Source organism: Amycolatopsis sp. NPDC049868, assembly GCF_044461365.1.
GTDB lineage: Bacteria > Actinomycetota > Actinomycetes > Mycobacteriales > Pseudonocardiaceae > Amycolatopsis.
The window spans coordinates 96,295-118,900 of record NZ_JBITKV010000012.1; the positions used below are offsets into that span (position 1 = coordinate 96,295).

Genomic DNA, 22,606 nt, shown 5'->3' on the forward strand with positions numbered 1-22,606 from the left:
CGGGGACGCTCGCCGCCTGCCGTGAAGGTCCCGGGAAGCGCGCCGAGCGACGAGGTATGGCTCCGGCCATAGACCCCGCCTAGGTCGCATCCAGATGGAATGAAGGACGGAGGCTGACAGTAGAGGTTGACCAGACGAAGTATCCAAGTAGGTGATCGTGATGGCTGAGAATCATGTGGCGGACGACTTGAACCAGCGAGAGTACGCGATTCTGCGCGCTGTCGCGGAGGGGCGCGGCACGCTCGTCGCCGGCTGTGAACCCGATCTTGCCGTCGATGGTGGCTGGTGTGACCACATGGCCGTGCACTGCCTTGTGACACGGGGCCTCATCTGCGGGGAGCGACCAGTTCCGGTCGGCTCTCCGACACCGGCGATGGTGACGTCGGCGGGCAGGGCCGCGCTGAACCAGGTGGCTCACGGAATGGCGGCGTGAGTCGACGGTCTCCTTGTGGCTTTCGGCCGGGCGCCGCAGTAGAACGGTGTCAGACTGTGACGACCTTGACACCCGCGCGTTCGATCTCCTCGGCCATCGTCGAATCGACACCGTCATCGGTGAAAAATGTATCCACTGCCGACAGATCAGCGAAGCGGGCGAACTGGTCGTTGCCGACTTTGGTGTGATCGGCGAGCAGGACCACACGGCGTGCACCGGAAATCGAAGCACGTTTGACCGTCGCCTCCGCCGGGTCCGGGGTGGTCAGGCCGCGCTCGACGGAGATTCCGTTCGTGGCCATGAACGCGACCTCGACGAAGGTCTCGCTCAGTGCTTGCAAGGCCCATGTGTCGACCGACGCGAGCGTGCGTGGGCGCAGCCGCCCGCCTACCAGCATCACCGTAAGGCTCGGACGCTTCGAGAGCGACAACGCGATGTTCAGGGAGTTCGTGACCACCGTGAGGTCGCAGTCGAGCGGCAATGCCTCCGCCAGGTATGCGGTGGTCGTTCCGGCGTCAAGCAGGATCGCGCCCTCCTCGGGAAGGAGGTCCAGCGCAGCCTTCGCGATACGCTTTTTCTCCGCCGTCATCACGGTTTCGCGGATGGTCAACGCAGGTTCGAAATTGACCCGTCCGATGGGGATCGCCCCACCGTGTACCCGGCGAAGGGAACCGTGATGCTCCAGTGACGTGAGGTCACGGCGGATGGTTTCTGTCGTCACGGTGAATTCGGTGGCGAGTGAGGCCACGTCCACGCGGCCTCGCACTTGGGCGATCTCGAGGATCCGCTGCTGACGCTCCTCTGCGTACATGGTGGCCCCTGACCGGTTCGGCTGTGCGGTTGGTGATGTGACTTCATGTTGTATCACGTTTGGCGGTGTCTGTCAGAGTTGCCCCTTGAGATGTGGCTTTGTGTTGTTTTGATGCTGGTGTGCACACTGGGCGAGGTTGCCAGGAAGTCGGAATATGCGCTGTGTACTCAAGGGCACAGAATCTGTCCGTTGGTCTCATCGGCCTCCTCGGACTTGCAAAGCACAGGGAAACAAAGGCAAAATCACTCAAACCCATGAGGTTTGATTTGAGGTGTGTGGAAGTGATCGTGACCTTCACGGCGAATCCGAGCGTCGATCGCACGATCGAGCTGGACAGGCTTGATCGGGGCGGCCTGCACCGAGCCTTTCGGGTCAGGGTCCAGCCTGGCGGCAAGGGCATCAATGTCACGCGGGCGCTGGTGGGCAACGGGTTCAAAGCACGTGCGGTGGTGCCCGCAGGCGGGTCTGAAGGTGACAACCTGATCAGTCTGCTCAGGGACGACGAAATCGACGTGATCCGGATCCGGATCGAAGGTCCGGTGCGCAGCAACATCAGCCTCGTCGAGCCGGACGCGACAGTGACGAAAGTGAACGAGGCCGGCCCGCGCTTGTCCGACTCTGAGATGAAGGCCTTGTGCGAGGTTCTTTTCACACAGGTCGCCGACGCGGACTGGGTCGTGCTTGCGGGGAGTCTCCCTCCCGGTATGGACTACCAGATTTATGCCGACCTGGTCGCGCGGCTGAGCATGACCGGAGTCAAGGTCGCCGTCGACACCAGCGGGCCGGCTTTCCTGGCGTCGGTGAAAGCTGGGCCGGCGCTGGTCAAACCGAACCTCGAAGAGCTTGAGGAGGCAGTCGGCCGACGGTTGGACACCTTCGCCGACGTCATCGACGCGGCACAGGAACTTCGTTCGCTCGGTGCGGGTGCCGTGCTGGCAAGTCTCGGCAGCGAAGGTGCCGTGCTCGTCGAAGACACCGGGATCTGGCGTGCCAACGCCTCGGCCGTGCCGTTGAGTTCGGTCGGTGCCGGTGACGCGATGCTGGCCGGTTTCCTGGCTGCCGGGGGGAACGGTTCCGAGGCGTTGGCGGAAGCCGTCTCCTGGGGCGCTGCCGCCGTGTCCCTTCCGGGAAGCACGATGCCGAGCCGTGAGGACGTGACGAGGTGTGAAAGTCATGTCGACCCGAAACCCGACTGGGACGAAAGCGTGCGGGGCTGATCGGTGGCCCCGCGTTCGCCATCGGCCGATGGCGCAGCTCTCCACAATCCATATCCGAAAAGGAAGCCAACGATGTCTACCACCATGGATTCCGGCACCGAAAGCCCGAAGAAGGTCGACCGGCTGAAGGTCACCATCCAGCGTTTCGGCGGTCATCTCGCCGCGATGGTCATGCCGAACATCGGCGCTTTCATCGCTTGGGGCCTGATCACTGCCCTGTTCATCCCGAGTGGGTGGGCACCGAACGCGAAGATCGCCGAACTCGTCGACCCACTCATCAACTTCCTCCTCCCCGTCCTCATCGGCTACACCGGTGGCCGGATGGTGCACGGACGGCGCGGCGCGGTCGTCGGTGCGGTGGCGACGGTCGGGATCGCGGTCGGGGCGGCGATCCCGATGTTCCTGGGCGCGATGCTCGTCGGCCCGCTCGCCGGCTTCGTGCTCAAGCTGTGGGACGAGAAGGTCGGTAGTAAGGCCGCACCCGGATTCAAGATGCTCGTCGACAATTTCAGTGCAGGCATCATCGGTGGAGCCATGGCCGTGCTGGGCATGCTCGGTATCGGGCCGGTCGTGCAAGGCATCACGAAGGCGCTCGGTAGTGGTGTCCAGGGCCTGATCGACATACACCTGCTGCCGATCGTTTCCGTGCTAGTGGAACCGGCCAAGGTGCTGTTCCTGAACAACGCGATCAACCATGGCGTGCTCAGCCCGCTCGGCGTGGCCGACGCGGAGCAGCATGGCAAGGCCATCGAGTTCTTGATCGAGCCGAACCCCGGCCCAGGATTGGGAATTCTGCTGGCACTGATGGTCTTCGGCGCAGGCGCCGCGCGGTCCACCGCGCCCGGCGCGATCATCATCCAGTTTCTGGGTGGAATCCACGAGATCTACTTCCCGTACATTTTGGCCGCTCCGCGCCTGCTCCTGGCCGCGATCGCCGGTGGCGCCGCTGGGGTGGCGGTGTTCAGCCTGACCGACGCTGGCCTGGCCGCGACACCTTCCCCGGGCAGCATCATCGCGATTCTCGCGGTGACACCGAAGGGCGGCTACGTGGGAGTGATCGCCGGTGTCCTGGCCGCGACCTTGGTCTCGTTCGTGGTGGCGTCCGCGCTGCTCGGATTCGGCCGCAATGCCCGGAAGGAAGAGCGTGCCGCGGCGGTTGCCGCCGGCGGTCCCGTCGGATGACCGATCAGTGTCGATCGAGGAGAGGTAAGTACGGCTATGAACACGATCGAAGGCAAAGACGTCGAGAAGATCATCATCGCCTGTGACGCGGGTATGGGAAGCAGTGTGATGGTGGCGTCCCAGCTCGCGAAGCGGTTGAAGCCCTATTCGGTGAAGGTGGAACACGTGCCTGTCAACCAGATTCCGGCGGACGCGCAGGTGGTGCTGTGCCAGGCCACGCTGGCGGACCGGGCTCGCAAGGCGAACACCTCGGCTGTGGTCCTCGGGTTCCAGAGCTTCCTGGGTGATCCGGTGTTCGACCGCGTCGAACAGGTGATCCGGGATGGGGGCAGCCTTGACGGCTGACAATGCGATTCTCGGTGTCGAAGGGATTCTCGTCGGCTGTACCGCCGTCGACCGGCGCGACGCGATCGACCAGGTCGGGCGGAAACTGCTCGAACTCGGCGCGATCGAGCCGGAGTACATCGGTGCGATGCACGAACGTGAGCGTTCGGTGACGACCTTTCTCGGCGAGGGCGTGGCGATTCCGCATGGGACCGATGAGTCCCGGCGGTTCGTCAAGCGGGCCGCCCTCGCGGTTCTGCAGTTCCCCGACGGAGTCGACTGGGACGGTAGCGATGTCCGCTTATGCGTTGGTATCGCGTCCAAAGAAACCGAACATGTCCGCATTCTGGCGAGTCTCGCCAGTGTCCTGATCAAGCCCGAGCAGGCGCGACAGCTACGTGAAGCCCCGGACGCGGACACGATCTTCCGAATGTTGGACCATATGGATGAGGAGCTCTCTTGATGAAGGTGGCACGTTTCTACGCGCCAGGAGATCTGCGGGTCGAAGACGCCGATGAGCCGTCGCCCGGTCCCAACGAGATCAAGATCAAGGTGCACAACACTTCCACGTGCGGCACGGACTTGAAGATCTTCCGGCACGGGCATCATCACATCGATCCGCCCCGCGTGATCGGCCACGAGATCGCCGGCGAGGTCGTCGAGACAGGTGACGGCGTCCCTTGGTGGGAGCCGGGCGATCGGGTCCAGATCATCGCGGCGATCCCGTGCGGCGAATGCCTGCAGTGCTCACGCGGCTACGAGACCATCTGTCCGAACCAGCTGTCGATGGGTTACCACTTCGACGGTGGGTTCGCCGAGTACATGATCGTGCCCGAGCGAGTCCTGCGGGTCGACGGTGTCAACCTGATCCCGGCTGGAGTCAGCTATGCCGAGGCGTCGGTCGCTGAACCCTTGGCATGTGTCCTCAATGGACAGAACTTCGCGCAGGTCGGTGACGGCGATGTCGTCGTGGTGGTCGGTGCCGGGCCGATCGGCTGCCTGCATGTGCGGCTGGCCAGGGCGAAGGGCGCGGCCGCGGTGTATCTGGTCGACCTGAATCGTGGCCGCCTCGACATGGCGGCCGCGCTCGTCAAGCCGGATGCGGCGATCTGCGGCGCCGAGGTTGATTCGGTCGAGAAGGTTCTCGAACTTACCGACCACGTCGGCGCGGACGTGGTCATCACGGCCGCGGCGGCGGGTAAGGCACAGGAAGACGCACTGAAGATGGCTTCACGTCGCGGCCGGATCAGCTTTTTCGGTGGTCTGCCAAAGGACAACCCGATCATCGCGTGTGATTCCAATCTGGTGCACTACCGCGAACTGACCATCTACGGAGCCAACGGATCGAGCCCTGAACACAACCGGCAGGCGCTCGAACTCATCTCGACCGGACAAGTACGGGTCGACGACCTGATCACGCACCACCTGCCGCTTTCGGATGTGCTGCGGGCGATCGACATCGTCAGCAGTGGCGAGGCCATCAAGGTGACCATCGAGCCGGGTGCGGCCGACGCCGCTTGAGGCGCGGGCCGCCGACGACGAATAAGAAGGTGGATAGTGCAGGTCGACGAATTACGCGGTAACCCGGCCAGCTCCGGAGCCGCGGTCGGGCCGGTCGTGCGGTTGACGCCGCCGCTGGTTCTGCCCGAGCGGTGGGATCCGCGGGTGACACCGGAGGTCGAACTCATGATCGCCGTCGATGCCCTCAATGCGACGGCAGAGGACTTGGAGAGGAGGGCGTCGGCTGTTGACGGAGAGCTGAAGGCAATCGCCGAGACCCAGGTCATGATGGCGAAGGACCAGTCGCTGCGGACGGGGATCAAGACGTCGGTGGAGACGGGCCGACCGGCCGCGTGGGCGATCAAGGACGCGTTCGACACACACATCACCGAGCTCCGGAACGTCGGAGGCTACCTGGGAGAACGGGTGGCTGACCTGATTGACATCCGGGACAGGGCGATCGCCGCCGCACTGGATTTGCCGTCGCCTGGCATACCGGAGTCCGATCGGCCGTTCGTCTTGGTGGGGCAGGACATCTCGCCGGCCGACACGGTACTGCTCGACCCGGCGAAGGTCCTGGGCATTGTCACCGAGAAGGGCGGGCCGACAAGCCACAGCGCGATCGTCGCCCGTACTTTGGGTATTCCCGCTGTCGTCGGGTGCTCCGCTGCCGCGTCGCTGGATGACGGGCAAACGATCGCGGTCGACGGCGCGCGTGGCGTGGTCGTTGTCGATCCTCCGGCCGACTACGTCGATCGGATCAGAGCGGAAGCGGTGGCCTCACAGGCGAAGGCCGCGTTGCACAGCGGCCCGGGAGCGACCGCGGACGGGCATCCGGTCAAGCTTTTGCTGAACGTCGGCGGCGCCAATGCTGCGGAAGCGACGGCCGATGCCGAAGGTATCGGGCTGTTCCGCACGGAGTTCCTGTTCCTCGACCGCACGGAAGCTCCGGGGGTCGAGGAACAGCGAGCCGCCTACGAGGCCGTGTTGCGGTGTTTTGCCGGCCGACCGGTCGTCATCCGGACACTGGACGCCGGTGCCGACAAGCCCGTCTTGTTCGCCAACTCCGACGAGGAACCTAACCCAGCACTCGGTGTCCGTGGTTTCCGCATCGACATACGCAACCCCCAGCTGCTCTGTACGCAGCTGGAGGCGATCAGCCTCGCCGCCGCCGGCTGCCACGCGGATGTGCGGGTGATGGCGCCGATGATTTCGACCGTGACCGAGGCCGTCGCGTTCCGGACGCTGGCCAAGTCGTACGGCCTCGAGAAGGTCGGCGTGATGATCGAGATACCGGCTGCGGCCATCAGGGCGAAGGACATCCTGGCGGAGGTGGATTTCGTCAGTATCGGTACCAACGATCTTTCGCAGTACACCTATGCCGCAGACCGCCTGCTCGGGGAACTGGGCGAACTGCTCGATCCCTGGCAGCCTGCGTTGCTCGCGCTCGTGGCGACGGTGGCCGCAGCGGCCACGGAGACCGGTAAGCCGGCAGGGATCTGTGGCGAGGCCGCCGGCGACCCAGGCCTCGCCCCGATTTTCGCCGGTATGGGCATTACAAGCCTGTCGATGTCAGCCTCGGCGGTGCCGGCGGTCCGTGCGGCGCTGAAAGGCTACAGCCGCGAGCAGTGTGAGGCCCTCGCTCGTGAGGTCCTCCTTGCGAGGGATGTGCAGATGTCGCACAAGATCGGACGAATTGGTCCCAAGCAGGCCCATTCCTAACGGCAATGGCTGCCATGTAGTTATCTGGAGATTGGATTTCGGCAATGCCGAGCAGGAATGTGGTAATCGGTTCGCCCGTCGGCCTGCACGCCCGGCCGGCGCGGCTGCTCGTGGAAGACGTGGCCAAGCGCGCAGTGCGGGTAAGGATCGGACGGAGCGAGGACGATCTCGTGGACGCGTCCAGCATCCTTGCCGTGATGTCGCTCGGCGTCCGCGGCGGCGAGGAGATTCTGCTCTCCGCCGAGGGGGAGGGAGCGGAGGTCGCGGTGTCCGAACTTGCCGAGCTGCTGGCTCGCGACCTCGATTCGGTCGAGTGAACGGCGGCGTGGAGGCCCACCCTTAGGCCAGCCGCGTCGTCGCTTCGGGCGAGTGCTGGAGCGAGCCGACACAGCTTGGTCTCCAGCTCTTCGGTGGGGCGTCCGGTCACTGTCCGGGCGCCCCACCGAAGCCCGCCCGGTCAGACATCTGGATCGGATTCGATCCCGTGTGAAGGAGATCAGTGTCAGAGGAAGTCATCGCATCGGCCGTCGCCGGGCACGCGTGGGTCGGCGCGGTCCGGCGTGCGCCGTCAGGAGCGCTCATCGTCCAGCCCTCGGCGGATGCCGTATTCCTCGGACGTCGGCCTTGGGCATTGGTCAGCGAGTACATCGAGAACTGGACTGATCTATACGAATGGGCGTTCAGAGCAGCCGATCTGGATGACGCCGCCGATGCGGACCTCGCGGGACTGACTTCCACTGCCCGGCAGTTGCCGGATACTGACATTCGTGAGTGGCTCGACCATACAGTGGCCATGGTGCTGGAGTCCTGGCCCCGGCGTCTACTGGAGCTCGGATGCGGAACCGGGCTTTTACTGCGGCACTTGCACGGGCACATCGGATGCTACGTCGGGGCCGATGTGTCCAGGTACGCGGTGGATCGGATCCGGGCGGCATCTCTGCCCCACACTCAGGCGGTCATCGCCGGGGCACATGGCATCGCGTCGCAACAGGTCAAGCGGGCGATGGCCGAGACTATGGGCATCGGGAAGCGGCCAGACTGTGTGCTGATCAACGGTGTCGTGCAATGCTTCCCAGGCACCGAATATCTTGCCGCCGTGCTCAGCGACGCGATCGATCTGGTCGAGGTGGGGGGCCGGGTGATCCTCGGCGACTTGCGGAACTTGAGTCTGCGCAAGGAGTATTTCGACTGGCTGGAATCAGGCGCGGAATTGGGGGCCGGTCGTTTCCATGGCGAGGAAGAACTATTCGTCGACCCCCGGCTGATCGCTTACCTCGCCGAGCTCTCTGATCGGTGTGTCAAGGTTTCGGTCCGCGCGAAGACCATGAGCGGGGATACCGAGTTCACTCGATATCGGTACGACATGGTGCTGCATGTCGATACGAAGAACGATCAACCGGCCCTCGACGAGGTGTGCTGGGAAGATCTCTCCGGCGATCGTCTTGAGGCGTTGTCACTCCTGGTCAAGGCCAGGCCCGTCGTGGTCACCGGAATACCCAACGCATTTCTGGACCCACATTCGGATGGAGTCACGGCCAACGAGTTGAGTGTCGTGCTGGAAGGTACCGGCCTGGTCGCGGCAATGGCACTGGAGAGCCCGACACGACTCGAGGTTCGGCCCGCGGGAGGTGATATCCCGAGAGCTCACAATGCGATGCTGCGAGACGAGCCACTCGAACGGTTTACCGCTCGTCGGCTCCCGGAACTACTCCAGAGTTTCCTGGCCGAGAACTTCCCGGGGGCCCGACTACCAGAGATCATCGTCGATCCGCTGCCGGTTTGGTGAACTCCAAATGCCACGCTCCAACGGCGCTCCGGTGCCGTCGGAAATGCCTTCTCGCGGAAACGGATGAATATGGATGCGGCGACGTGCAGTAATGATGTTGCGAACTATCTCGACCACCTGTTGCTCTCGAGATCCCCCGGCGATCGGCTTCCCTCGGAGCGCGACCTCGCGCGCACTCTCGGTGTGGCGAGGAACACCGTGCGGATCGCTATTCAGCAGTTGATCGTGGCTGGGCGCCTTGTCCGGTGGTACCGGCGCGGGATCTTCGTGGCCGAGCCGAAAGGTATCGTCTACGCGGGTGACAGAATCGACCGCTTTTTCAGAGGTCGAGCTGCCGTCCGTTTTGACTGTCTGGCCTCCATTGCTCGGGAGGAAGTCGCCGACGCGTACGTGGCGAAGCTGATCAATATCGCTCCGGGGCATCCGACCACTGAACTTGAACGAGTTCTGTCAATCGGCGAAGTCCCCATGGCGACGGAATCCCTGGTGGCCCCCAGGCCTGCTATCCGCTGCTCGGCCGGTCTTCAGACCAGTTCCTGCCCGTGCGTGCTATGCATCCGTAGGTTCACGCTCGGCGCGGCCAGCGTCTCAAGTGAGTTGGCGGGTGGTGAGCACGCCAGCAGCCTGCGTGTCAGCATCGGGCATCCGCTCCTCGTTGTTGAACAGGGCTGTTCTCTGGTTCACGAGGGCATCATGGCGTATCGGAAAATACGATATCGCGCGGACCGCTTTCGCATGGTCGTCGGTAAGTCGCGGCACGTGGACCTCGGTGGGTTGTGAGGATGCGTATGAAGTCGAGAATCGTCAACCTCGTCGTAGTCGCGGCAGTACTCATGCTGGCGGCGTGTAGTGGGGAAAGCGGTGAGAACGATCTGCACCGAACAGAGCTGGAAGGTCGTTCGATTGAGGTCATCGGCGCCTGGTCCGGCAGCGCCGAGAGGGCGTTCAGGGTGCTATCGGCTGCCTTCGAGCGTGAGACCGGTGCGAAAGTGGACTATGTGTCCGCCGGTAGCGACCTACGGGCGATCTTGCAAACTCGCGTGGATGGCCGTAGGCCGCCGGACGTGGCGATCCTGCCGAAGCCTGGACTTATCCGGCACTTTGGCGAGGCGGGAGCGTTGAAGCCGTTGGCCGCGCCTGTGGTCGAGACGCTGGACAAGAACTTCGCGACGATCTGGAAGCAGTTCGGCTCGTTCCGCGGCGTGCCGTACGGCGTTTACCTAAAGGCCGAGAACAAGTCCACGTTGTGGTTCAACAAGAAACTCTACCGGCAGGCCGGGGTGACCTTGCCGAATTCGGTGGATGCGCTCACCGACTCCTATTTCATGTCGTCTGGCAAAGGAATCAAGCCGTTGTCGGTAGGCGGGGCGGAAGGGTGGGTGTTGGTCGACTTGTTCCAGAACATCTACCTGCGTTCGGCAGGACTGGCGAACTACGACAGGCTTGGTAGGCATGAGATTCCGTGGACCGACTCGACCGTACGCGACGCCTTGGCCGTAATGGCACGAATCCTGACCAGCGACGCGCTGGCCGGGGGAACCCAGGGCGCGCTTCGGGCGACTTTCGCGAACTCGATCGGTAACGTCTTCGGTGATACGCCCAAGGCAGCCATGGTGTTCGAAGCCGACTCGGCCGGCAGAGGCATCACGTCGAGCGAGAATCGCGCTGACGCGGGTGTCATCCCCTTCCCGGCTGTCAACGGCTCTGTGCCGTCCGCCGTCGTCGGCGGTGATGCGGCGGTCGCGTTCACCGACAAGCCGGAGACGGCGAGGTTTCTAGACTTTCTGGCGTCTAGTGAGGCCGCACGCAGGCTGACAATCATGGGTGGGTTCCTGTCACCGAACAAGAACGCGGGGTCGTCGTCCTATCCTGATGATCTCACCAGTGCGATGGCCGAGCAGCTCATCGTGGCGGGGGACGGCGTCCGGTTCGGTATGTCCGATTCTGCTCCGATGGCCGCGGGTGGCGCCGTAGACGTCGGTGCGGGAGAGATCTTGCGGGACTTCCTTGCCGGCTCCGCCGATATGGCCGGTGTCATGACGAGGCTGGAGGCCGTCGCGGCCAAGGCGCATGGAAAATGATGATCCAAACCGCCATCTTTAGGTGAAGTATGCGCGAAACCTGGACCGTGCCCGCAACGTTTCCGATCGCACGCTAAGAGTGCCGTGGGGGATATCGAGATTAGTTCGTAATTCCGCGTTGAATAATGTGCAGAATGTCACTCAATGGTGTCCCCTGGGGCAGAAATCATGGTTTTATCGAATTTACACTTCTTGCGGCTATCGGCCCGGGGCTTCTCTCTATCATAATCGGTCTTATGGATATGATTCTGGTCTTGAGTGATAGTTCCGGCACGGTAGGCCGGGCTGCTTCAGTTCTTCAGTCGACCTACTTGATCGATCGTGCCGGTTCGCTGGGAGATGCGAGGTTCGCGGTTCGCGACGGCCAGCATGCCGGTGTGATCTTGAATATGGAGATCGCCAGTATGGCCAAGGTGGTCGAGTCGGTAAAGACAATTATATCGGTTCGGCCGGTGCCGATTCTCGTGCTCACGGTTCAGCAAAACGAGGCAGACGTAGTGCGAATCTTTCAATCGGGCGCCGATGAATGCTTGCCGCCGACCGTGACCGGCGCCGAACTGCTGGCCAGGACCAAAGCGATGATCCGCAGGCATGGAAACCGTCGGCCGACGGATATCGAGACTGAGGCTGATATCGTGGTCGGCTCACTGCGGATCAGTCCCGCGGCGAGGGAAGCGACATTGGACGGCCGTCCCCTCGGACTCGCCAGCCGCGAGTTCGACCTCCTGCTCGCGTTGGCCCGACGCCCGGGTCATACCTTCGATCGGCGCGATCTTCAAAAGGCATTGTGGGGAACGCACAGCTACGGAAGGTTCAACGTCAACGCCTATGTCACCCGCCTTCGTCGGAAACTGGGGGAGCTGGCCGAAAAGCCACGCTTTCTTCACACCGTCTACGGCGTGGGCTTGAAGCTCCATGTGTCGAATAGTGACCAGCCGGGTCAGGTCTGACTAAGGCTGCCCAGTTCCAGGAAAGCCATGATAGGAAGTGTCGTGGTCCCGGTGTTCGTATCGTCGACTCCGACCAGGCCAAGGTCGAACGATGTTCGTTCGAAGGCGTAGTGAAGCGCGTGGCTGGCGGAGGCCGCTCGAATCTCCGGCATGAACCTGTTGCCGATCAGAAGCCCTGCCCAGCCGGACAGGATGACCTGCTCCGGTTTGAGAATAGTGACGAGGCTGCCGATGCCGGCGCCGAGATGTCTGACCCCGGCTGTCAGAATTCTTGATGCCGAAGGCGACTTGTTCGCCATTTTTATGAGCGTTTCGAAACGAGCCTTATCGCTGCAGTCTGCCTTTGTCTCATGTCCGAAGTTGTGGAATTCCGCAAGGATTCCTGTCGCGCTTGCGTACGTCTGAAGGCAGCCGCGGGACCCGCATTCACATTTCTTCCCATTGTAGACGAGTGTGCTGTGTCCCCAGTCGGTGATGCTCGAATCATGTTCCGTTGATCCGGCGATCATGAAGGCGGCGTCAATCGTCGAGTCAACGGATACGACAAGAGAATTCCGGGAACCGCGGGCGGCGCCGTACAACATTTCGGCGCGGCCAAGTGCCTCCGTCCTGCTGCTCAGGAACAACGGCCACGCGATACCTTCGGAACGGAGCAGGCCTGTAAGCCGGACGTCGTCCCAGTCCAGGGCTGACGAGAAGACCCGAGGTTCTTGTCGCGGGTCGACAAAACCAGGAACGCCGACACCCACGCCGACTATGCTCCGGCTGGAGACTCTCGCCCTTTTGTGTACCTCGCGCAAGCAAGATGCGATCAACTTGGCGACTTTTGACGGTCCATTGCTTCGCGTGGAGATCGGCCGCTCGATGGCACTGAGTTGATTCCTGCCCAAATCGGAGAGCGTGACCCGAACGCGGGTTCCGGTGCTGTTGATGTCAACGCCCGCGAAATGGGCGTAGCCTGGGTTGACGCGGAGCATCACTCGCGGACGGCCTCCGGTGGGCCTGGTGATCCCGGTTTCCTCGACGATGAGTTCCGTCATTAGTTCCGCGATCACGTTGCTGATGGTCGGTGCGCTCAGTCCCGTTTTGGCCTGCAGTTCGCGCTGGCTGAGCGGTCCTTCGAAATACAACGTCGCGAGCACGCTGGAGCGAGTGCGTTTTCGCAAGCTGCGAACGGTCGAGTCAGCCATTGATACTGCTCTGGTGGGAAGTCGTCATGTATATGCCAGCTCCGAAACTTGCATCTTGCGGGTCGTTTGCTGTATCGACGGCTGACGGCCGGAATGTGCCGCAGGGAATCATCGACCGTTTTCGTTTCCATGCTACTTCCTGTGGGGGGTGAGAGGAAGCCGGCCGCGAATCGCCGTCGAGTTGCTGCCCAAAGCTGTGCCGTCGATGCCCTTTTGATCATCAGAGTCACCCATTCGAGGGTAAGCGAGAGGTGTGGCCGGATCCGTCCGGACGTCAGCCCCGTGGTCCCAGCCTGCGCAACCCTGCCGCGCAGGCTTCAAAGCGGAACCTCATCCTCCGTGTTGTGCGACGACACGGATCCGTACAGCGGCACGCCACGGTACTGCTGTTCGGTGTCGACTTGCCCTGCTTGCGAACCCGGCCTGCTGACTTCGGCGGCCAGGTTGCTGTTCGACGTAACGGGAATAGATCCTGGAGGGGAGGCCGCGGTGCCGAGCGTCGGCGCGATCACGCGGCTTGGCCGAGTGGTGCCATTCTGGCCCGGTTCACATGCCATGACGGGCATATTGTCGAAGAGCTGCGGGTTGCTGGTACGGAGGTTGGCCAGTGCCGGAAGATGCAGGCCCGCTCCAGTTCGGCCGAGTCCTACGACGAGTGAACGCACTGGTGAGCCTGCTGCTCGAGTTTCGCATTCGAAACCCGTGACAGCGTTGACAACGGAACGATGAACTGTCAACCCTTGGCCCTGGAATTGACCAGGAAGTGCGAAGCTTATGCAAGGGGTCGCTAACTGTCCTACGCTCGGGATCGGTTCCTATGTCACCGGGAGGTGGGCAAGCTGTCGGTGTCTTTCTGTAATCATCGACCACAATGGAGAGTCTTTGGAACCTCACGAGGTGGCATATTCTCGACGTGGTCGAAGACGGCAGCATGGCAGCAAGGTCGCCGAGTTCGAGGCCGCGCTCGCCGCCAGCAAGCATTTCGCGCCGGGATCGCGGTCGGCGACGCCACCGCGGGCCTGATCGACGTCGACCCGGTGCCTCAGCTCTTCCCAAGGCGGGCCGGCTCACCCGGTGTACGGTCGCTGATACGCCGAACGCGTCACCTGCGAGATCAGCTGATCTCGGCAGGCATTACGGACAACGAGCTTGCCGAGGACCGTGCGGTCATGATGTATCCCCGGTTCCTGGCAACGTCGTCTGTGGTCTGTTCCGTGCAGGGAAGGCGTCCCGAATGAACACCGCGCTGGATGCGGTGACCGTGGCGGGGCCCGTTGACCTGCCCCTGGCCGGTGAGCTCGACGTGCAGGCCGCATGCGGGATCATGCATGTACATGGCCGGAGATTCGGTGAGCCGACACGGCTGGGTCTCGACTACGCGTCCATACTTGCGGCCGAGCTCGCCGAGATGGGTGCCGTGGCATTGAGGCTGGCCCGGGACCGAGGGATCCCGCTGCGCGGCGTATCCACTTCACTGGCGCAGGCCGCTTTGCTCGCGATTGCCCAGTATCTGGCGGCGGCGACCGAGGGCGAGCACCGCGAGCAGTTCTGCCCCGGCGGTCCGCCCTTTCAGTCGGCGGAAGGTGTCACGTTCGAGATCGAGACACTCGATCCGTTGGTGTGGCGACGATTCTGGACCGCGATCGGTGCTGACGAGGCGGTGATTTCGAGCGGTTGGCGGCCGTTTATGCACAGGTTCGCGACCGCGACCTGTCCACTGCCGCCGCAGTTGCCGGAAGTCCTTGCCGTCCGGCCGATCGCCTGGGTCGAACGGGCCGCCGTCCGCACGGGTATGACGCTGGTGCGGGTGGCAGATCGTGCGATCGACAGGATGCCCGCGTTCGCCGTGAGCGGGTGCGTACGTGGACACCGGTGGGCCCGGGCGGCGGAACTGCTTCCATTGTCCGGCTTGGTGGTCCTCGAATCGTGCCGCCGGGTACAGGGCCACATGACGGGGCATCTGCTGCGTCTCCTCGGCGCGACTGTGCTCCGGATCGAGCCGCCTGGCGGCGATCCGCTGCGGTGGGTTCCGCCGATCGCCGGCGATACCTCGGCCAGGTTCCGCGCGCTCAACGAAGGCAAGGAAGTCGTCGAGATCGACTTGCGCACACCAGACGGCAGGCGGCAGCTGCTCGAGCTCGCCGCCGGGGCCGACGTGTTCTTGCAAAATTGGGCGCCGGGTAAGGCTGAGCAGTGGTCGTTGGGTGCGCTCGATCTGGTACGGGTCCGTCCTGGGATCGTGTACGCACAGGCATCGGGTTGGGGCTCCGAGCTAGGGCCGAAACCGCCGGTGGGCACAGACTTCGTCGTGCAGGCCTACGCGGGGGTTCCGCCGTCGATGATGACGATCGTCGACGTGTTCGGCGGCGTCGTGTCCGCACATGGGATCGTGACGGCATTGGCTCGTGGTGCCACGCGGGTGGACTCGTCGCTCCTGTCGGCAGCTTGCCGAATGAACGCGGGTGCCCGACGATGCGGCCGTCCGTTGAGCGTGCCTGTGTGCGACGACCTCGCCATCCTCGCCGCAGATCAACGTTTTTCCCGCGTGCTCGTCCGCGGCGACTGTGCGCTCGTCGCATCACCGTGGGAGTTCACCTCATGACCTGAGACTCAGCGGCAGGGGTCGGGTGCTCGGACATCTTCGCGCGGCGCTGATCGACGGCGAGGGATCGGTCGCCTACGCCGAGTTGGACACCGCGGCGCACAAGCTGCTCGCCATCGGCACCAGCTTGAATGACAGTCATCTGCGTGATCGGGCAGGGCAGCGAGGAACCTCGGCCCCAGAACGGATCTGTGCGAGCGCGCGTACGCCGGTGACCGTGCACGTCGTGGATCCTTGCCCACTTGGCCCGAGCCGGGCCAGGCGCACTGACCAGCCCGAACATCTGATGATGAACACCGTCGCCGGTCAAGTGACCTTCTTTGCCGACGACACCGTCGGCGCGGCCTGTCTCCTGTGGAACGGACCCAGTTGACCGGGCTTTAGAGCGTGTCTCAGTAGGGGTTTGCCTGGTCATAGTGCATGATCTTGAGCCGTGGACGATCTGTCTCGGCGGCTGGTGCCGGATGAGTTATGGGCGCTGGCGGAGCCGCTGATTCCGGAGCATGGGGTTCGCCCGCAGGGCGGTGGACCGGCGCGAGCGGACGACCGGGCGGTGTTCACCGCGATCGTGTTCGTGCTGACCAGCGGTTGCGCGTGGCGGTATCTGCCGCCGTCGTTCGGTGTCACCGTGCCGACCGCGCATCGGCGGTTCACCGAATGGACCAAGGCGGGCCTGTGGCCCCGGCTGCATCGTGTGGTCCTGGATGAACTCGGTGGCCAGGGCATGATCGACTGGTCTCGGGCGGTCTGTGACGGTGCCTCTGTCAGAGCCAAAAAAAGGGGATCTATGACTGGCCCGAACCCGGTCGATCGCGGCAAGAGTGGCTCGAAGGTCCATGTTCTGTCCGACCGGGCCGGGCTGCCCCTGTCGGTGGCGGTGTCCGCGGCCAACACCAACGACTCCTACGCGCTCAAGCCGCTGGTGATGGCCGTCCCGGCGATCAGATCCCGACGCGGCCCCCACCGGCGCAAACCAGGGAAGCTGCACGCCGACAAAGCCTACGACCAGGTCGAATTGCGAAAGTGGGTCAGCGGACGCGGCATCAAGGTCCGGATCGCCCGCAAAGGCATCGAGTCGAGCAAGAAACTCGGCAAACACCGCTGGGTCATCGAACGATCCATCGCCTGGCTCTTCGGCTACCACCGGCTCACCACCCGATACGCCAACCACTTCTGCGCCTTCCTCACCCTCGCCGCCACCCTCACCTGCTTCAAGAAGATCACCTACTGAGACACGCTCTTACCCGGACGAGGTCGTGATCGCGACGAAAGCCGGTTTGACACGCAACGGACCGGATCTGATCGACACACCGGAGGGGCCGAAGCGGCTCGGGCCCGCTGCGTGGCCGCCCCTGGGTCGGCCGGAGTACCTGCGCCAGCAGGCGCTGATGAGCTTGCGCAGGCTCGGACTGGAACAGATCGACCTCTTCCAGTTGCACCGCGTCGACCCCTTAGTACCACTGGCCGACCAGGTCGGTGAGCTGGCGAAACTGAGGGAGGAAGGCAAAATCGCGGCCGTCGGGCTCTCGGAGGTCAGTGTCGCGCAGCTCGCCGAAGCACGCGCCATCACCGACATCGCGACGGTCCAGAATCGCTACAACGTTGTGGAACGCAAGTCTCAGGACCTGCTGGACGTGTGTGAGCGCGACGGCATCGGGTTCATCCCGTGGGCACCGGTGGCGCAGGGCGGCCTGGACGGGGCGGCGGGCGTGCTGGCCGTCGCGCGGGAACACGAAGCCACGGTGACGCAGGTGGCCATCGCGTGGTTGCTGGCGAGTTCGTCCGTGATGGTGCCGATCCCAGGAACTTCGCGGCGAGCGCACCTGGACGAGAACCTCGCCGCCGCGGACATCCGGTTGTCGGATGAGGATCTCGCACGGCTGGCGGCCGCGGCCGGCTGACGCCGGACGGTCAGGGACGGCGATCGTCTACTGTGGATTCTCCTGTGCCGCCTCGGCAAGGCGGCGCAGGAGAACGAACGCGTCCTCGGCTGCGCTGCCGGGCTCGGCGGTGTAGACGGAGAGATGCTGGCCGGGCGCGCTGGTCACGGCCAGCGCCTCGAAGTGCACGGACAGCTCGCCGACCCGCGGATGGCGGAACCGTTTGTCCTCGTGGGTGCGGGGACGCACTTCGTATCGCGCCCAGAGCGTCGCGAACATCGGGCTGCACGCGCTGATCTCACCCAGCACCGCCTCGATCCGCCGGTCGCCGGGGAACCGTGCGGACGACGCACGCAGGTTGTTCACTGCGGTCTGGGCTGCATTGTCCCAGTCGGTATAGAACTGCCGTGCGAAAGGATCCAGGAAGATCATCCGCAGCAGGTTGTCGAAACGGGCGAAACCGGAGTACAGTGCCTCGGCCATGGCGTTGGCCGCCAGCACATCCTGGGCGGATCCGACCACGAACGCCGGCGCGTCACGCATCCCGTTCATCAGCGTGACAAGATCACGGCTCACCTCGGCGACCGGTGCCACCGTCGCACCTGGCACCGGCATGCCCAACCGGAACAGGTGGGCGGCCGCCGTTTCGTCCAGGCGCAGCGCCCGTGCGATCGCCGACAGCACCTGCTCGGACGGATGCCGTTCCCGGCCCTGTTCCAGGCGGACGTAGTAGTCCGTGCTGACGTCGGCCAACAGCGCCACCTCGTCACGCCGGAGTCCTGGCACCCGCCGTGCGCCGTCGTCGGGCAGCCCCGCGGTGGTTGGCGTCACCGCGTCACGGCGTGCTCTGAGATAGTCACCGAACTCGTTGCCACTCTCCACGGCTACCACGCTAACCAGATGGGCAACTGGGAGGAGGGGGCATCGCACCCTCCCGCGCTTTCCTAGACGCTGTTGGATGCCATTGCCCGCCGCATTGGCGCTATGAGCACGCCGGAACGAGACCTCAGCCGCCGAGGCGAGCCGCGAGTTTTCCTTGTCCGGGGCCGGACAGCTCTCCCACTACGCCCCGACGCCCCGCGATGGCCATCATCAGCGGTTCGGCGGGACCGCGGACCTCGAGCCCGGACCCGGCCGTCCAGTCGAGGTCGGTCGCCACCAGCCGCAGCCCCCGCACTCGCCAGAACCCGCCGAGGACCGGTGCGGTCAGCGTAGAGCGCAGGACCGGCGCGAGCCGCTCCGGTGGGATCTCCCGTGGCAGGCCGAGCGGCCGACGAATGTCCTGATGGTGGATGAGCGCGTCGGTCAGGCCGACTGCGCCGCCCAACGCCGCAGTCATACCGCGCGGCTCCAGGTGATCCCGTAGTAGCTCGATCAGTTCTGCCGGAGTACGGGCGGTGTACTCGGCTACGCCGACGGCGTTGACGCGGCTCGGGGAAAACCTGCCTTTCCCGAACCGCCCGAGTACGCCGAGTACGTTCAGTTCCTCGTAACTGACCACGTGGGCGACGACGTCACGGACGCGCCAGCGCCGGCACAACGTGGGCGCGTCCCACTGCTGCGGCGTCAACGTTTCGAGGAACGCCGCGAGGTCAGCCCGTTCGTCCCGCACGAGGTGTTTGAGGTCCATACTTGACTTGCCTAGTACGCTGCGGCACCGTACGCAACACGAACAGCGACATAGTGCTCACAGATCGAAACCGAAGCCGACACTGACGTCATGGTCGAGCGTGTCGGGACCTAGCCATTGGTGGAATGCAGGAGGTGGGTGTACGCCGAGCTCGAAAGCCGGGCCGTCCGGGGTTCTCCGATGAGGAACTGCGAGCTTTGCCGGCTCGGTGACGGCGTGGGCGTTGGACGTGCACACGATCGGCCAGGTAATCGCAGATTTGGGCGTTTCCCGCGGCATGCTCCGGGCCATGAGCGATCACCAAGCCCCTGGAACAAGCCCAGGGGACGGACTCGCGCTGGTCGACGGTGTTGGCGACGTACCTGTCGCAATCAGCGGGCTTGCGATCGCTGTCGTCCAGCAGATGCCACCTCAACCGGCAGTGACGGCGTATTGGGCGCCTGCGCCGCGAGCGCTTCCCAATGGCGTCTCCCCGCGAGGCGAACAATGCTATCCGTGGCAGCTACGGACACGGCTGACTACAATCAGCCTCGTCTATCAGGGTCCGCCACCCGTCCCACGGCCAACCGGAGGCGCGGCGATGACGCACAGTGAGCGGGGCAGCCTGGCAAGGCTGCTGGATACGGTATGCCTGCACCCCGTCGGCCGTCGCTCCCCGTATACGAATGTGGAACTCGCCTTGATAGTACAGGCACAAGGGGGAGAAATCACCCATACGTACATCTCGCAGTTGCGGAAAGGCGACAAGGACAACCCGAGTAGCCGGACCATCGAAGGCTTGGCCGAGGCGCTCGACGTGCATCCGGCATACTTTGTCGGAGGTCGTCGCGACCGCCCTCCGGAAGAGCGTCCTCGATGGGAGGCGGAGCGCCTTCGGTACCTGTTCGCTGCGGTACACCCTCGTGGAAGGGGACCGTACTCCCCGGAAGAGGCCGCTGCGGCAATCAGGCAGGACGGTCGATATGGCGGGATCTCTGCGAGCTATATCCGGGAGTTGTTGGCAGGGACGAGTGACAACCCGCGGTTGAAGCACATCTTCGGTTTGGCGGGATACTTCGGAGCGCCCCCGGCCTACTTCTACGACGCTGAACTGGCCGCCCGGGTCGATACGCAACTCAAGACGCGCCTTGCGATGGAGAAGCTCGGTGCTGACAACGTGATCTTACGAGCAGCCGAACATTTGCCATCGCCGGAAATCCGGCGCAAGATACTGGCGGAATTGGCTAAGGCGCTGTGTCCGGAGCGCAGCACTGAAGAAGTTGTCGCTGAGGCGGTGCGGCCCGAGAATGTTGAGCCGCGAGACGCGGCGGAAGAGTAGCTGAGGCCGTCGAGATGAAGGCAAAACATCTGCGCGCCCTGAGTTCAGGGCTGATTCGCGATCTGGATCTGGACCCGAGTGCGACGACGGAAGACGTCTGCGGCCGCCTGTGTGAGGTGATGGCTGTACGCCTCGGGGAACCGGTCAACCTACGCTTCGACGACCTCGGCGACTCCCGGATCAGCGGCATGTGGGTTGTGACCGAGGATCGGACGAACGTCATTATCGTGGCCGCGGTCCGAAGCTGGATGCATCGGTTGCTGATCTTGCTGCACGAAGTCGCGCACATGTTATGCGGCCATCGGCCGCCCCGGTTGTCCGCCGAGGACAGTCACGATCTCTTGTTCCCGGATCTTTCGCCGACAATGCTGCTGATCCTTGCCAGTCGTACGGACATGTGCGAGGCCGACGAGCGCGAAGCGGACAAGGTCGCCGGTGCGCTCACGCGAGAGCTAGTCGAATGGGCTGATAAGGTGCACGCGCGACTGGGCTGGCCGGTCGGCGGCCAAACAGTTACGCAACTCGGGTACTCGCTCGGTTTTTCACATGACGGGAGCGGGAATGGATAGGTTCCTCATCATTTGCTCGGCCGTCGCGATCGTGTTCGTGATTGTCAGAGGCTTGAAATTGTTGCATGCCCCCCGTGGGGAACGTCCGATTATCTGGGCGATGTGCGGATTTTGGTTCACTCGCTCCGTAATCGTCCTGATGTTAGCGCCGACGGTGGCTGCGGCAATCGACCGTCTTGTGAACGTACCCAATCTGTCGTTCGTCATCGCGCTGCTCTTCTTTGTTGCCACTGCGGCCTATGCGCAGAGGATATTCTTCTTGATAGATGGAACGCGGGCGGCGGTGTGGTCTACAGCTGCACGCTGTCTGCTGATGAGTGGGTATCTACTCGTTGGGCTCATTGCATTTCTCGTGGTCAGCGATTCGGCGAAAAGTGGCTCTGTCCTCCTCTTTGATGCGGCAACTCAGGATCCGTATCTGGCGATTTCGCTGGCGATCTATTTCGCGATATCCCTGGCTGTTTCCGTGTACATCAGTGTGCGATGGCTGCTATGGATCCGCGCAAGGTTCGAGCAGGCATCCCTGCGTCGAGTCGTCCGGATCCATGCTCTGCTGAACCTCGTGTTCATAGGATTCGGCTGGTCAGGAATCTCGCTGGCGGTCGTGGTAGCCGGCTGGTTCCATGCAGAGACCGGTCGGTGGCCGGAGATCGCGTCGTTCTCGGCAGGGGCCGGAACGCTACTTGTCCTGATCGGCAACAACCTGGCGACCTGGGGCCCGCAGTTGCGGGGTGTGGGGAGGCTGGTAGCCCGGAACTGGTGTGATCTCCTGGACTGCTGGCGGCTACGATCGTTGTGGCGGCTGCTCCGGCCGGTCGCGCCCGAGATGGTGCATACCACTTCTTCTTGGCGGGAATGGCTCAGCCCTCGGTCCAGACTTTTCTGGCGGATGATCGAAATTAACGACTGGTTGTATCAGCTGTCCATGATCCGTGCGGCGGGGAACGAGGTGGAGCTGGTGAAGCCCGTCGGTCGTCAGGGCGTGGTCCTGGACGATCTGCTGCGGGGAGCCGAGGCTGACCAGATGAGGTTCGCATTCATGGATGAACGCGAATTCTTGGTGGCAGTCTCCAGAACTTTGAGCGCTGCTGGTCGTACCTGACCGGCAGCCGCGACAAGGGGCGCAGGCAAGGTTTCCGGGCTCCGTCTGCGCGTCACGAGGTCGTCAACCCACGCCGTAAGTGCGTCGGCGTGTTCGCTCAGATTGCGCAAGCAACTCACAGCGCTCACTCCCGAGGTGTTGTCTGAGGGCTCGGTTATCGCCGCGCCGCCGATGGTTACCGGTATGGCTGTTGACTGGATGATGGTGACGACCAAGTCGGATACCTGCCCGTGCGCCGGGCGGTTAGTGCGATGAGTAGGACATACATGTGCCGCACAGTGCGAGATCCACCAAGCGCTGTGCCGCTGT

General features: G+C 63.6%; 24 protein-coding genes and 1 pseudogene. 20 read left to right on the forward strand and 5 right to left on the reverse strand.

Annotation, left to right across the window (positions count from 1 at the left end; genetic code table 11):
• Positions 1-160: 160 nt before the first annotated feature.
• Positions 161-433 (forward strand): hypothetical protein, encoded by a 273-nt coding sequence (locus ACIBTM_RS36145; RefSeq protein WP_395881654.1) that lies wholly within the window; start codon positions 161-163, stop codon positions 431-433.
• A gap of 49 nt (positions 434-482) precedes the next feature.
• On the opposite strand, the gene ACIBTM_RS36150 is transcribed toward ACIBTM_RS36145, so the two are convergent.
• A complete protein-coding gene (locus tag ACIBTM_RS36150; RefSeq protein ID WP_395881655.1) occupies positions 483-1,244 on the reverse strand; it encodes a DeoR/GlpR family DNA-binding transcription regulator in 762 nt (253 codons plus the stop codon).
• A gap of 161 nt (positions 1,245-1,405) precedes the next feature.
• Between ACIBTM_RS36150 and pfkB the strand changes: the two genes are divergently transcribed.
• From pfkB to ACIBTM_RS36205, 11 genes are all read left to right on the forward strand, one after another.
• Positions 1,406-2,461: a 1-phosphofructokinase gene (gene pfkB / locus ACIBTM_RS36155; protein ID WP_395881656.1), complete on the forward strand. Its 1,056-nt coding sequence runs from the start codon at positions 1,406-1,408 to the stop codon at positions 2,459-2,461.
• A 72-nt stretch (positions 2,462-2,533) separates the two neighbouring features.
• Positions 2,534-3,643, forward strand: coding sequence for a mannitol-specific PTS transporter subunit IIC (gene mtlA, locus ACIBTM_RS36160; RefSeq protein WP_395881657.1), 1,110 nt, complete (start codon positions 2,534-2,536; stop codon positions 3,641-3,643).
• Between the two features lie 36 nt (positions 3,644-3,679).
• Positions 3,680-3,988, forward strand: coding sequence for a PTS lactose transporter subunit IIB (locus tag ACIBTM_RS36165; RefSeq protein WP_395881658.1), 309 nt, complete (start codon positions 3,680-3,682; stop codon positions 3,986-3,988).
• Complete coding sequence (locus ACIBTM_RS36170) at positions 3,966-4,430, forward strand: PTS sugar transporter subunit IIA (protein ID WP_395881659.1); 465 nt, start codon at positions 3,966-3,968, stop codon at positions 4,428-4,430. The genes ACIBTM_RS36165 and ACIBTM_RS36170 overlap by 23 nt, the downstream gene beginning before the upstream one ends.
• Positions 4,430-5,488 carry a zinc-dependent dehydrogenase gene (locus ACIBTM_RS36175; protein WP_395881660.1) on the forward strand — a complete coding sequence of 353 codons (1,059 nt, stop codon included), beginning with the start codon at positions 4,430-4,432 and terminating at the stop codon, positions 5,486-5,488. The genes ACIBTM_RS36170 and ACIBTM_RS36175 overlap by 1 nt, the downstream gene beginning before the upstream one ends.
• A gap of 36 nt (positions 5,489-5,524) precedes the next feature.
• Entirely contained in the window at positions 5,525-7,189 is a 1,665-nt protein-coding gene (gene ptsP / locus ACIBTM_RS36180) for a phosphoenolpyruvate--protein phosphotransferase (RefSeq protein ID WP_395881661.1), read from the forward strand.
• 44 nt (positions 7,190-7,233) lie between these two features.
• Positions 7,234-7,506 (forward strand): HPr family phosphocarrier protein, encoded by a 273-nt coding sequence (locus tag ACIBTM_RS36185; protein ID WP_395881662.1) that lies wholly within the window; start codon positions 7,234-7,236, stop codon positions 7,504-7,506.
• Between the two features lie 182 nt (positions 7,507-7,688).
• Positions 7,689-8,975: a methyltransferase gene (locus tag ACIBTM_RS36190; protein ID WP_395881663.1), complete on the forward strand. Its 1,287-nt coding sequence runs from the start codon at positions 7,689-7,691 to the stop codon at positions 8,973-8,975.
• A gap of 63 nt (positions 8,976-9,038) precedes the next feature.
• Complete coding sequence (locus ACIBTM_RS36195) at positions 9,039-9,755, forward strand: GntR family transcriptional regulator (RefSeq protein ID WP_395881664.1); 717 nt, start codon at positions 9,039-9,041, stop codon at positions 9,753-9,755.
• A gap of 8 nt (positions 9,756-9,763) precedes the next feature.
• Positions 9,764-11,056, forward strand: a complete 1,293-nt coding sequence (locus ACIBTM_RS36200) for an ABC transporter substrate-binding protein (protein WP_395881665.1) — start codon at positions 9,764-9,766, stop codon at positions 11,054-11,056.
• 134 nt (positions 11,057-11,190) lie between these two features.
• Complete coding sequence (locus ACIBTM_RS36205; protein ID WP_395881666.1) at positions 11,191-12,006, forward strand: winged helix-turn-helix domain-containing protein; 816 nt, start codon at positions 11,191-11,193, stop codon at positions 12,004-12,006.
• Here ACIBTM_RS36205 and ACIBTM_RS36210 read toward each other — a convergent pair.
• Together ACIBTM_RS36210 and ACIBTM_RS36215 are read right to left on the reverse strand one after the other, a co-directional pair.
• Positions 11,997-13,196: an ROK family protein gene (locus ACIBTM_RS36210; RefSeq protein WP_395881667.1), complete on the reverse strand. Its 1,200-nt coding sequence runs from the start codon at positions 13,194-13,196 to the stop codon at positions 11,997-11,999. The two genes, ACIBTM_RS36205 and ACIBTM_RS36210, sit on opposite strands and share 10 nt — an antisense overlap.
• 317 nt (positions 13,197-13,513) lie before the next feature.
• A complete protein-coding gene (locus ACIBTM_RS36215) occupies positions 13,514-13,861 on the reverse strand; it encodes a hypothetical protein (protein WP_395881668.1) in 348 nt (115 codons plus the stop codon).
• A gap of 232 nt (positions 13,862-14,093) precedes the next feature.
• On the opposite strand from ACIBTM_RS36215, the gene ACIBTM_RS36220 reads away from it, so the two are divergent.
• From ACIBTM_RS36220 to ACIBTM_RS36240, 5 genes and pseudogenes are all read left to right on the forward strand, one after another.
• The gene (locus tag ACIBTM_RS36220; RefSeq protein WP_395881669.1) at positions 14,094-14,219 is read left to right on the forward strand and encodes a hypothetical protein; all 126 of its coding nucleotides are present in this window, start codon (positions 14,094-14,096) and stop codon (positions 14,217-14,219) included.
• 211 nt (positions 14,220-14,430) lie between these two features.
• On the forward strand, positions 14,431-15,798 hold the full coding sequence (locus ACIBTM_RS36225; RefSeq protein ID WP_395881670.1) for a CoA transferase: 1,368 nt from the start codon (positions 14,431-14,433) through the stop codon (positions 15,796-15,798).
• Between the two features lie 25 nt (positions 15,799-15,823).
• Complete coding sequence (locus ACIBTM_RS36230) at positions 15,824-16,171, forward strand: FAD/NAD(P)-binding protein (RefSeq protein ID WP_395881671.1); 348 nt, start codon at positions 15,824-15,826, stop codon at positions 16,169-16,171.
• Between the two features lie 69 nt (positions 16,172-16,240).
• A complete protein-coding gene (locus ACIBTM_RS36235) occupies positions 16,241-17,029 on the forward strand; it encodes an IS5 family transposase (RefSeq protein ID WP_395881817.1) in 789 nt (262 codons plus the stop codon).
• A gap of 16 nt (positions 17,030-17,045) precedes the next feature.
• Positions 17,046-17,699 (forward strand): annotated as a pseudogene (locus ACIBTM_RS36240) (aldo/keto reductase); the annotation flags it as partial.
• A 27-nt stretch (positions 17,700-17,726) separates the two neighbouring features.
• On the opposite strand, the gene ACIBTM_RS36245 reads toward ACIBTM_RS36240, so the two are convergent.
• Positions 17,727-18,560 carry a helix-turn-helix transcriptional regulator gene (locus ACIBTM_RS36245; protein ID WP_395881672.1) on the reverse strand — a complete coding sequence of 278 codons (834 nt, stop codon included), beginning with the start codon at positions 18,558-18,560 and terminating at the stop codon, positions 17,727-17,729.
• A gap of 124 nt (positions 18,561-18,684) precedes the next feature.
• Positions 18,685-19,308 (reverse strand): maleylpyruvate isomerase family mycothiol-dependent enzyme, encoded by a 624-nt coding sequence (locus ACIBTM_RS36250; protein WP_395881673.1) that lies wholly within the window; start codon positions 19,306-19,308, stop codon positions 18,685-18,687.
• A 580-nt stretch (positions 19,309-19,888) separates the two neighbouring features.
• Here ACIBTM_RS36250 and ACIBTM_RS36255 point away from each other — a divergent pair.
• From ACIBTM_RS36255 to ACIBTM_RS36265, 3 genes are read left to right on the forward strand one after another with little or no spacing between them, the layout of a single operon-like run.
• A complete protein-coding gene (locus tag ACIBTM_RS36255) occupies positions 19,889-20,626 on the forward strand; it encodes a helix-turn-helix domain-containing protein (protein WP_395881674.1) in 738 nt (245 codons plus the stop codon).
• Positions 20,627-20,640: 14 nt separating this feature from the next.
• Entirely contained in the window at positions 20,641-21,195 is a 555-nt protein-coding gene (locus ACIBTM_RS36260) for a hypothetical protein (protein ID WP_395881675.1), read from the forward strand.
• Complete coding sequence (locus ACIBTM_RS36265) at positions 21,188-22,297, forward strand: DUF6545 domain-containing protein (RefSeq protein ID WP_395881676.1); 1,110 nt, start codon at positions 21,188-21,190, stop codon at positions 22,295-22,297. Before ACIBTM_RS36260 ends, ACIBTM_RS36265 begins: the two co-directional genes overlap by 8 nt.
• The last annotated feature ends 309 nt before the right edge of the window (positions 22,298-22,606 follow it).

Excerpts from the sequence above, each read along its gene's own strand:
- ACIBTM_RS36145 (WP_395881654.1), top strand. The coding sequence starts at position 161 with ATGGCTGAGAATCATGTGGCGGACGACTTGAACCAGCGAGAGTACGCG.
- ACIBTM_RS36150 (WP_395881655.1), bottom strand. The coding sequence starts at position 1,244 with ATGTACGCAGAGGAGCGTCAGCAGCGGATCCTCGAGATCGCCCAAGTG.
- mtlA (WP_395881657.1), top strand. The coding sequence starts at position 2,534 with ATGTCTACCACCATGGATTCCGGCACCGAAAGCCCGAAGAAGGTCGAC.
- ACIBTM_RS36165 (WP_395881658.1), top strand. The coding sequence starts at position 3,680 with ATGAACACGATCGAAGGCAAAGACGTCGAGAAGATCATCATCGCCTGT.
- ACIBTM_RS36170 (WP_395881659.1), top strand. The coding sequence starts at position 3,966 with ATGGGGGCAGCCTTGACGGCTGACAATGCGATTCTCGGTGTCGAAGGG.
- ACIBTM_RS36175 (WP_395881660.1), top strand. The coding sequence starts at position 4,430 with ATGAAGGTGGCACGTTTCTACGCGCCAGGAGATCTGCGGGTCGAAGAC.
- ACIBTM_RS36185 (WP_395881662.1), top strand. The coding sequence starts at position 7,234 with ATGCCGAGCAGGAATGTGGTAATCGGTTCGCCCGTCGGCCTGCACGCC.
- ACIBTM_RS36195 (WP_395881664.1), top strand. The coding sequence starts at position 9,039 with ATGAATATGGATGCGGCGACGTGCAGTAATGATGTTGCGAACTATCTC.
- ACIBTM_RS36200 (WP_395881665.1), top strand. The coding sequence starts at position 9,764 with ATGAAGTCGAGAATCGTCAACCTCGTCGTAGTCGCGGCAGTACTCATG.
- ACIBTM_RS36205 (WP_395881666.1), top strand. The coding sequence starts at position 11,191 with ATGTCACTCAATGGTGTCCCCTGGGGCAGAAATCATGGTTTTATCGAA.
- ACIBTM_RS36210 (WP_395881667.1), bottom strand. The coding sequence starts at position 13,196 with ATGGCTGACTCGACCGTTCGCAGCTTGCGAAAACGCACTCGCTCCAGC.
- ACIBTM_RS36225 (WP_395881670.1), top strand. The coding sequence starts at position 14,431 with ATGAACACCGCGCTGGATGCGGTGACCGTGGCGGGGCCCGTTGACCTG.
- ACIBTM_RS36250 (WP_395881673.1), bottom strand. The coding sequence starts at position 19,308 with ATGGACCTCAAACACCTCGTGCGGGACGAACGGGCTGACCTCGCGGCG.
- ACIBTM_RS36255 (WP_395881674.1), top strand. The coding sequence starts at position 19,889 with ATGACGCACAGTGAGCGGGGCAGCCTGGCAAGGCTGCTGGATACGGTA.
- ACIBTM_RS36260 (WP_395881675.1), top strand. The coding sequence starts at position 20,641 with ATGAAGGCAAAACATCTGCGCGCCCTGAGTTCAGGGCTGATTCGCGAT.
- ACIBTM_RS36265 (WP_395881676.1), top strand. The coding sequence starts at position 21,188 with ATGGATAGGTTCCTCATCATTTGCTCGGCCGTCGCGATCGTGTTCGTG.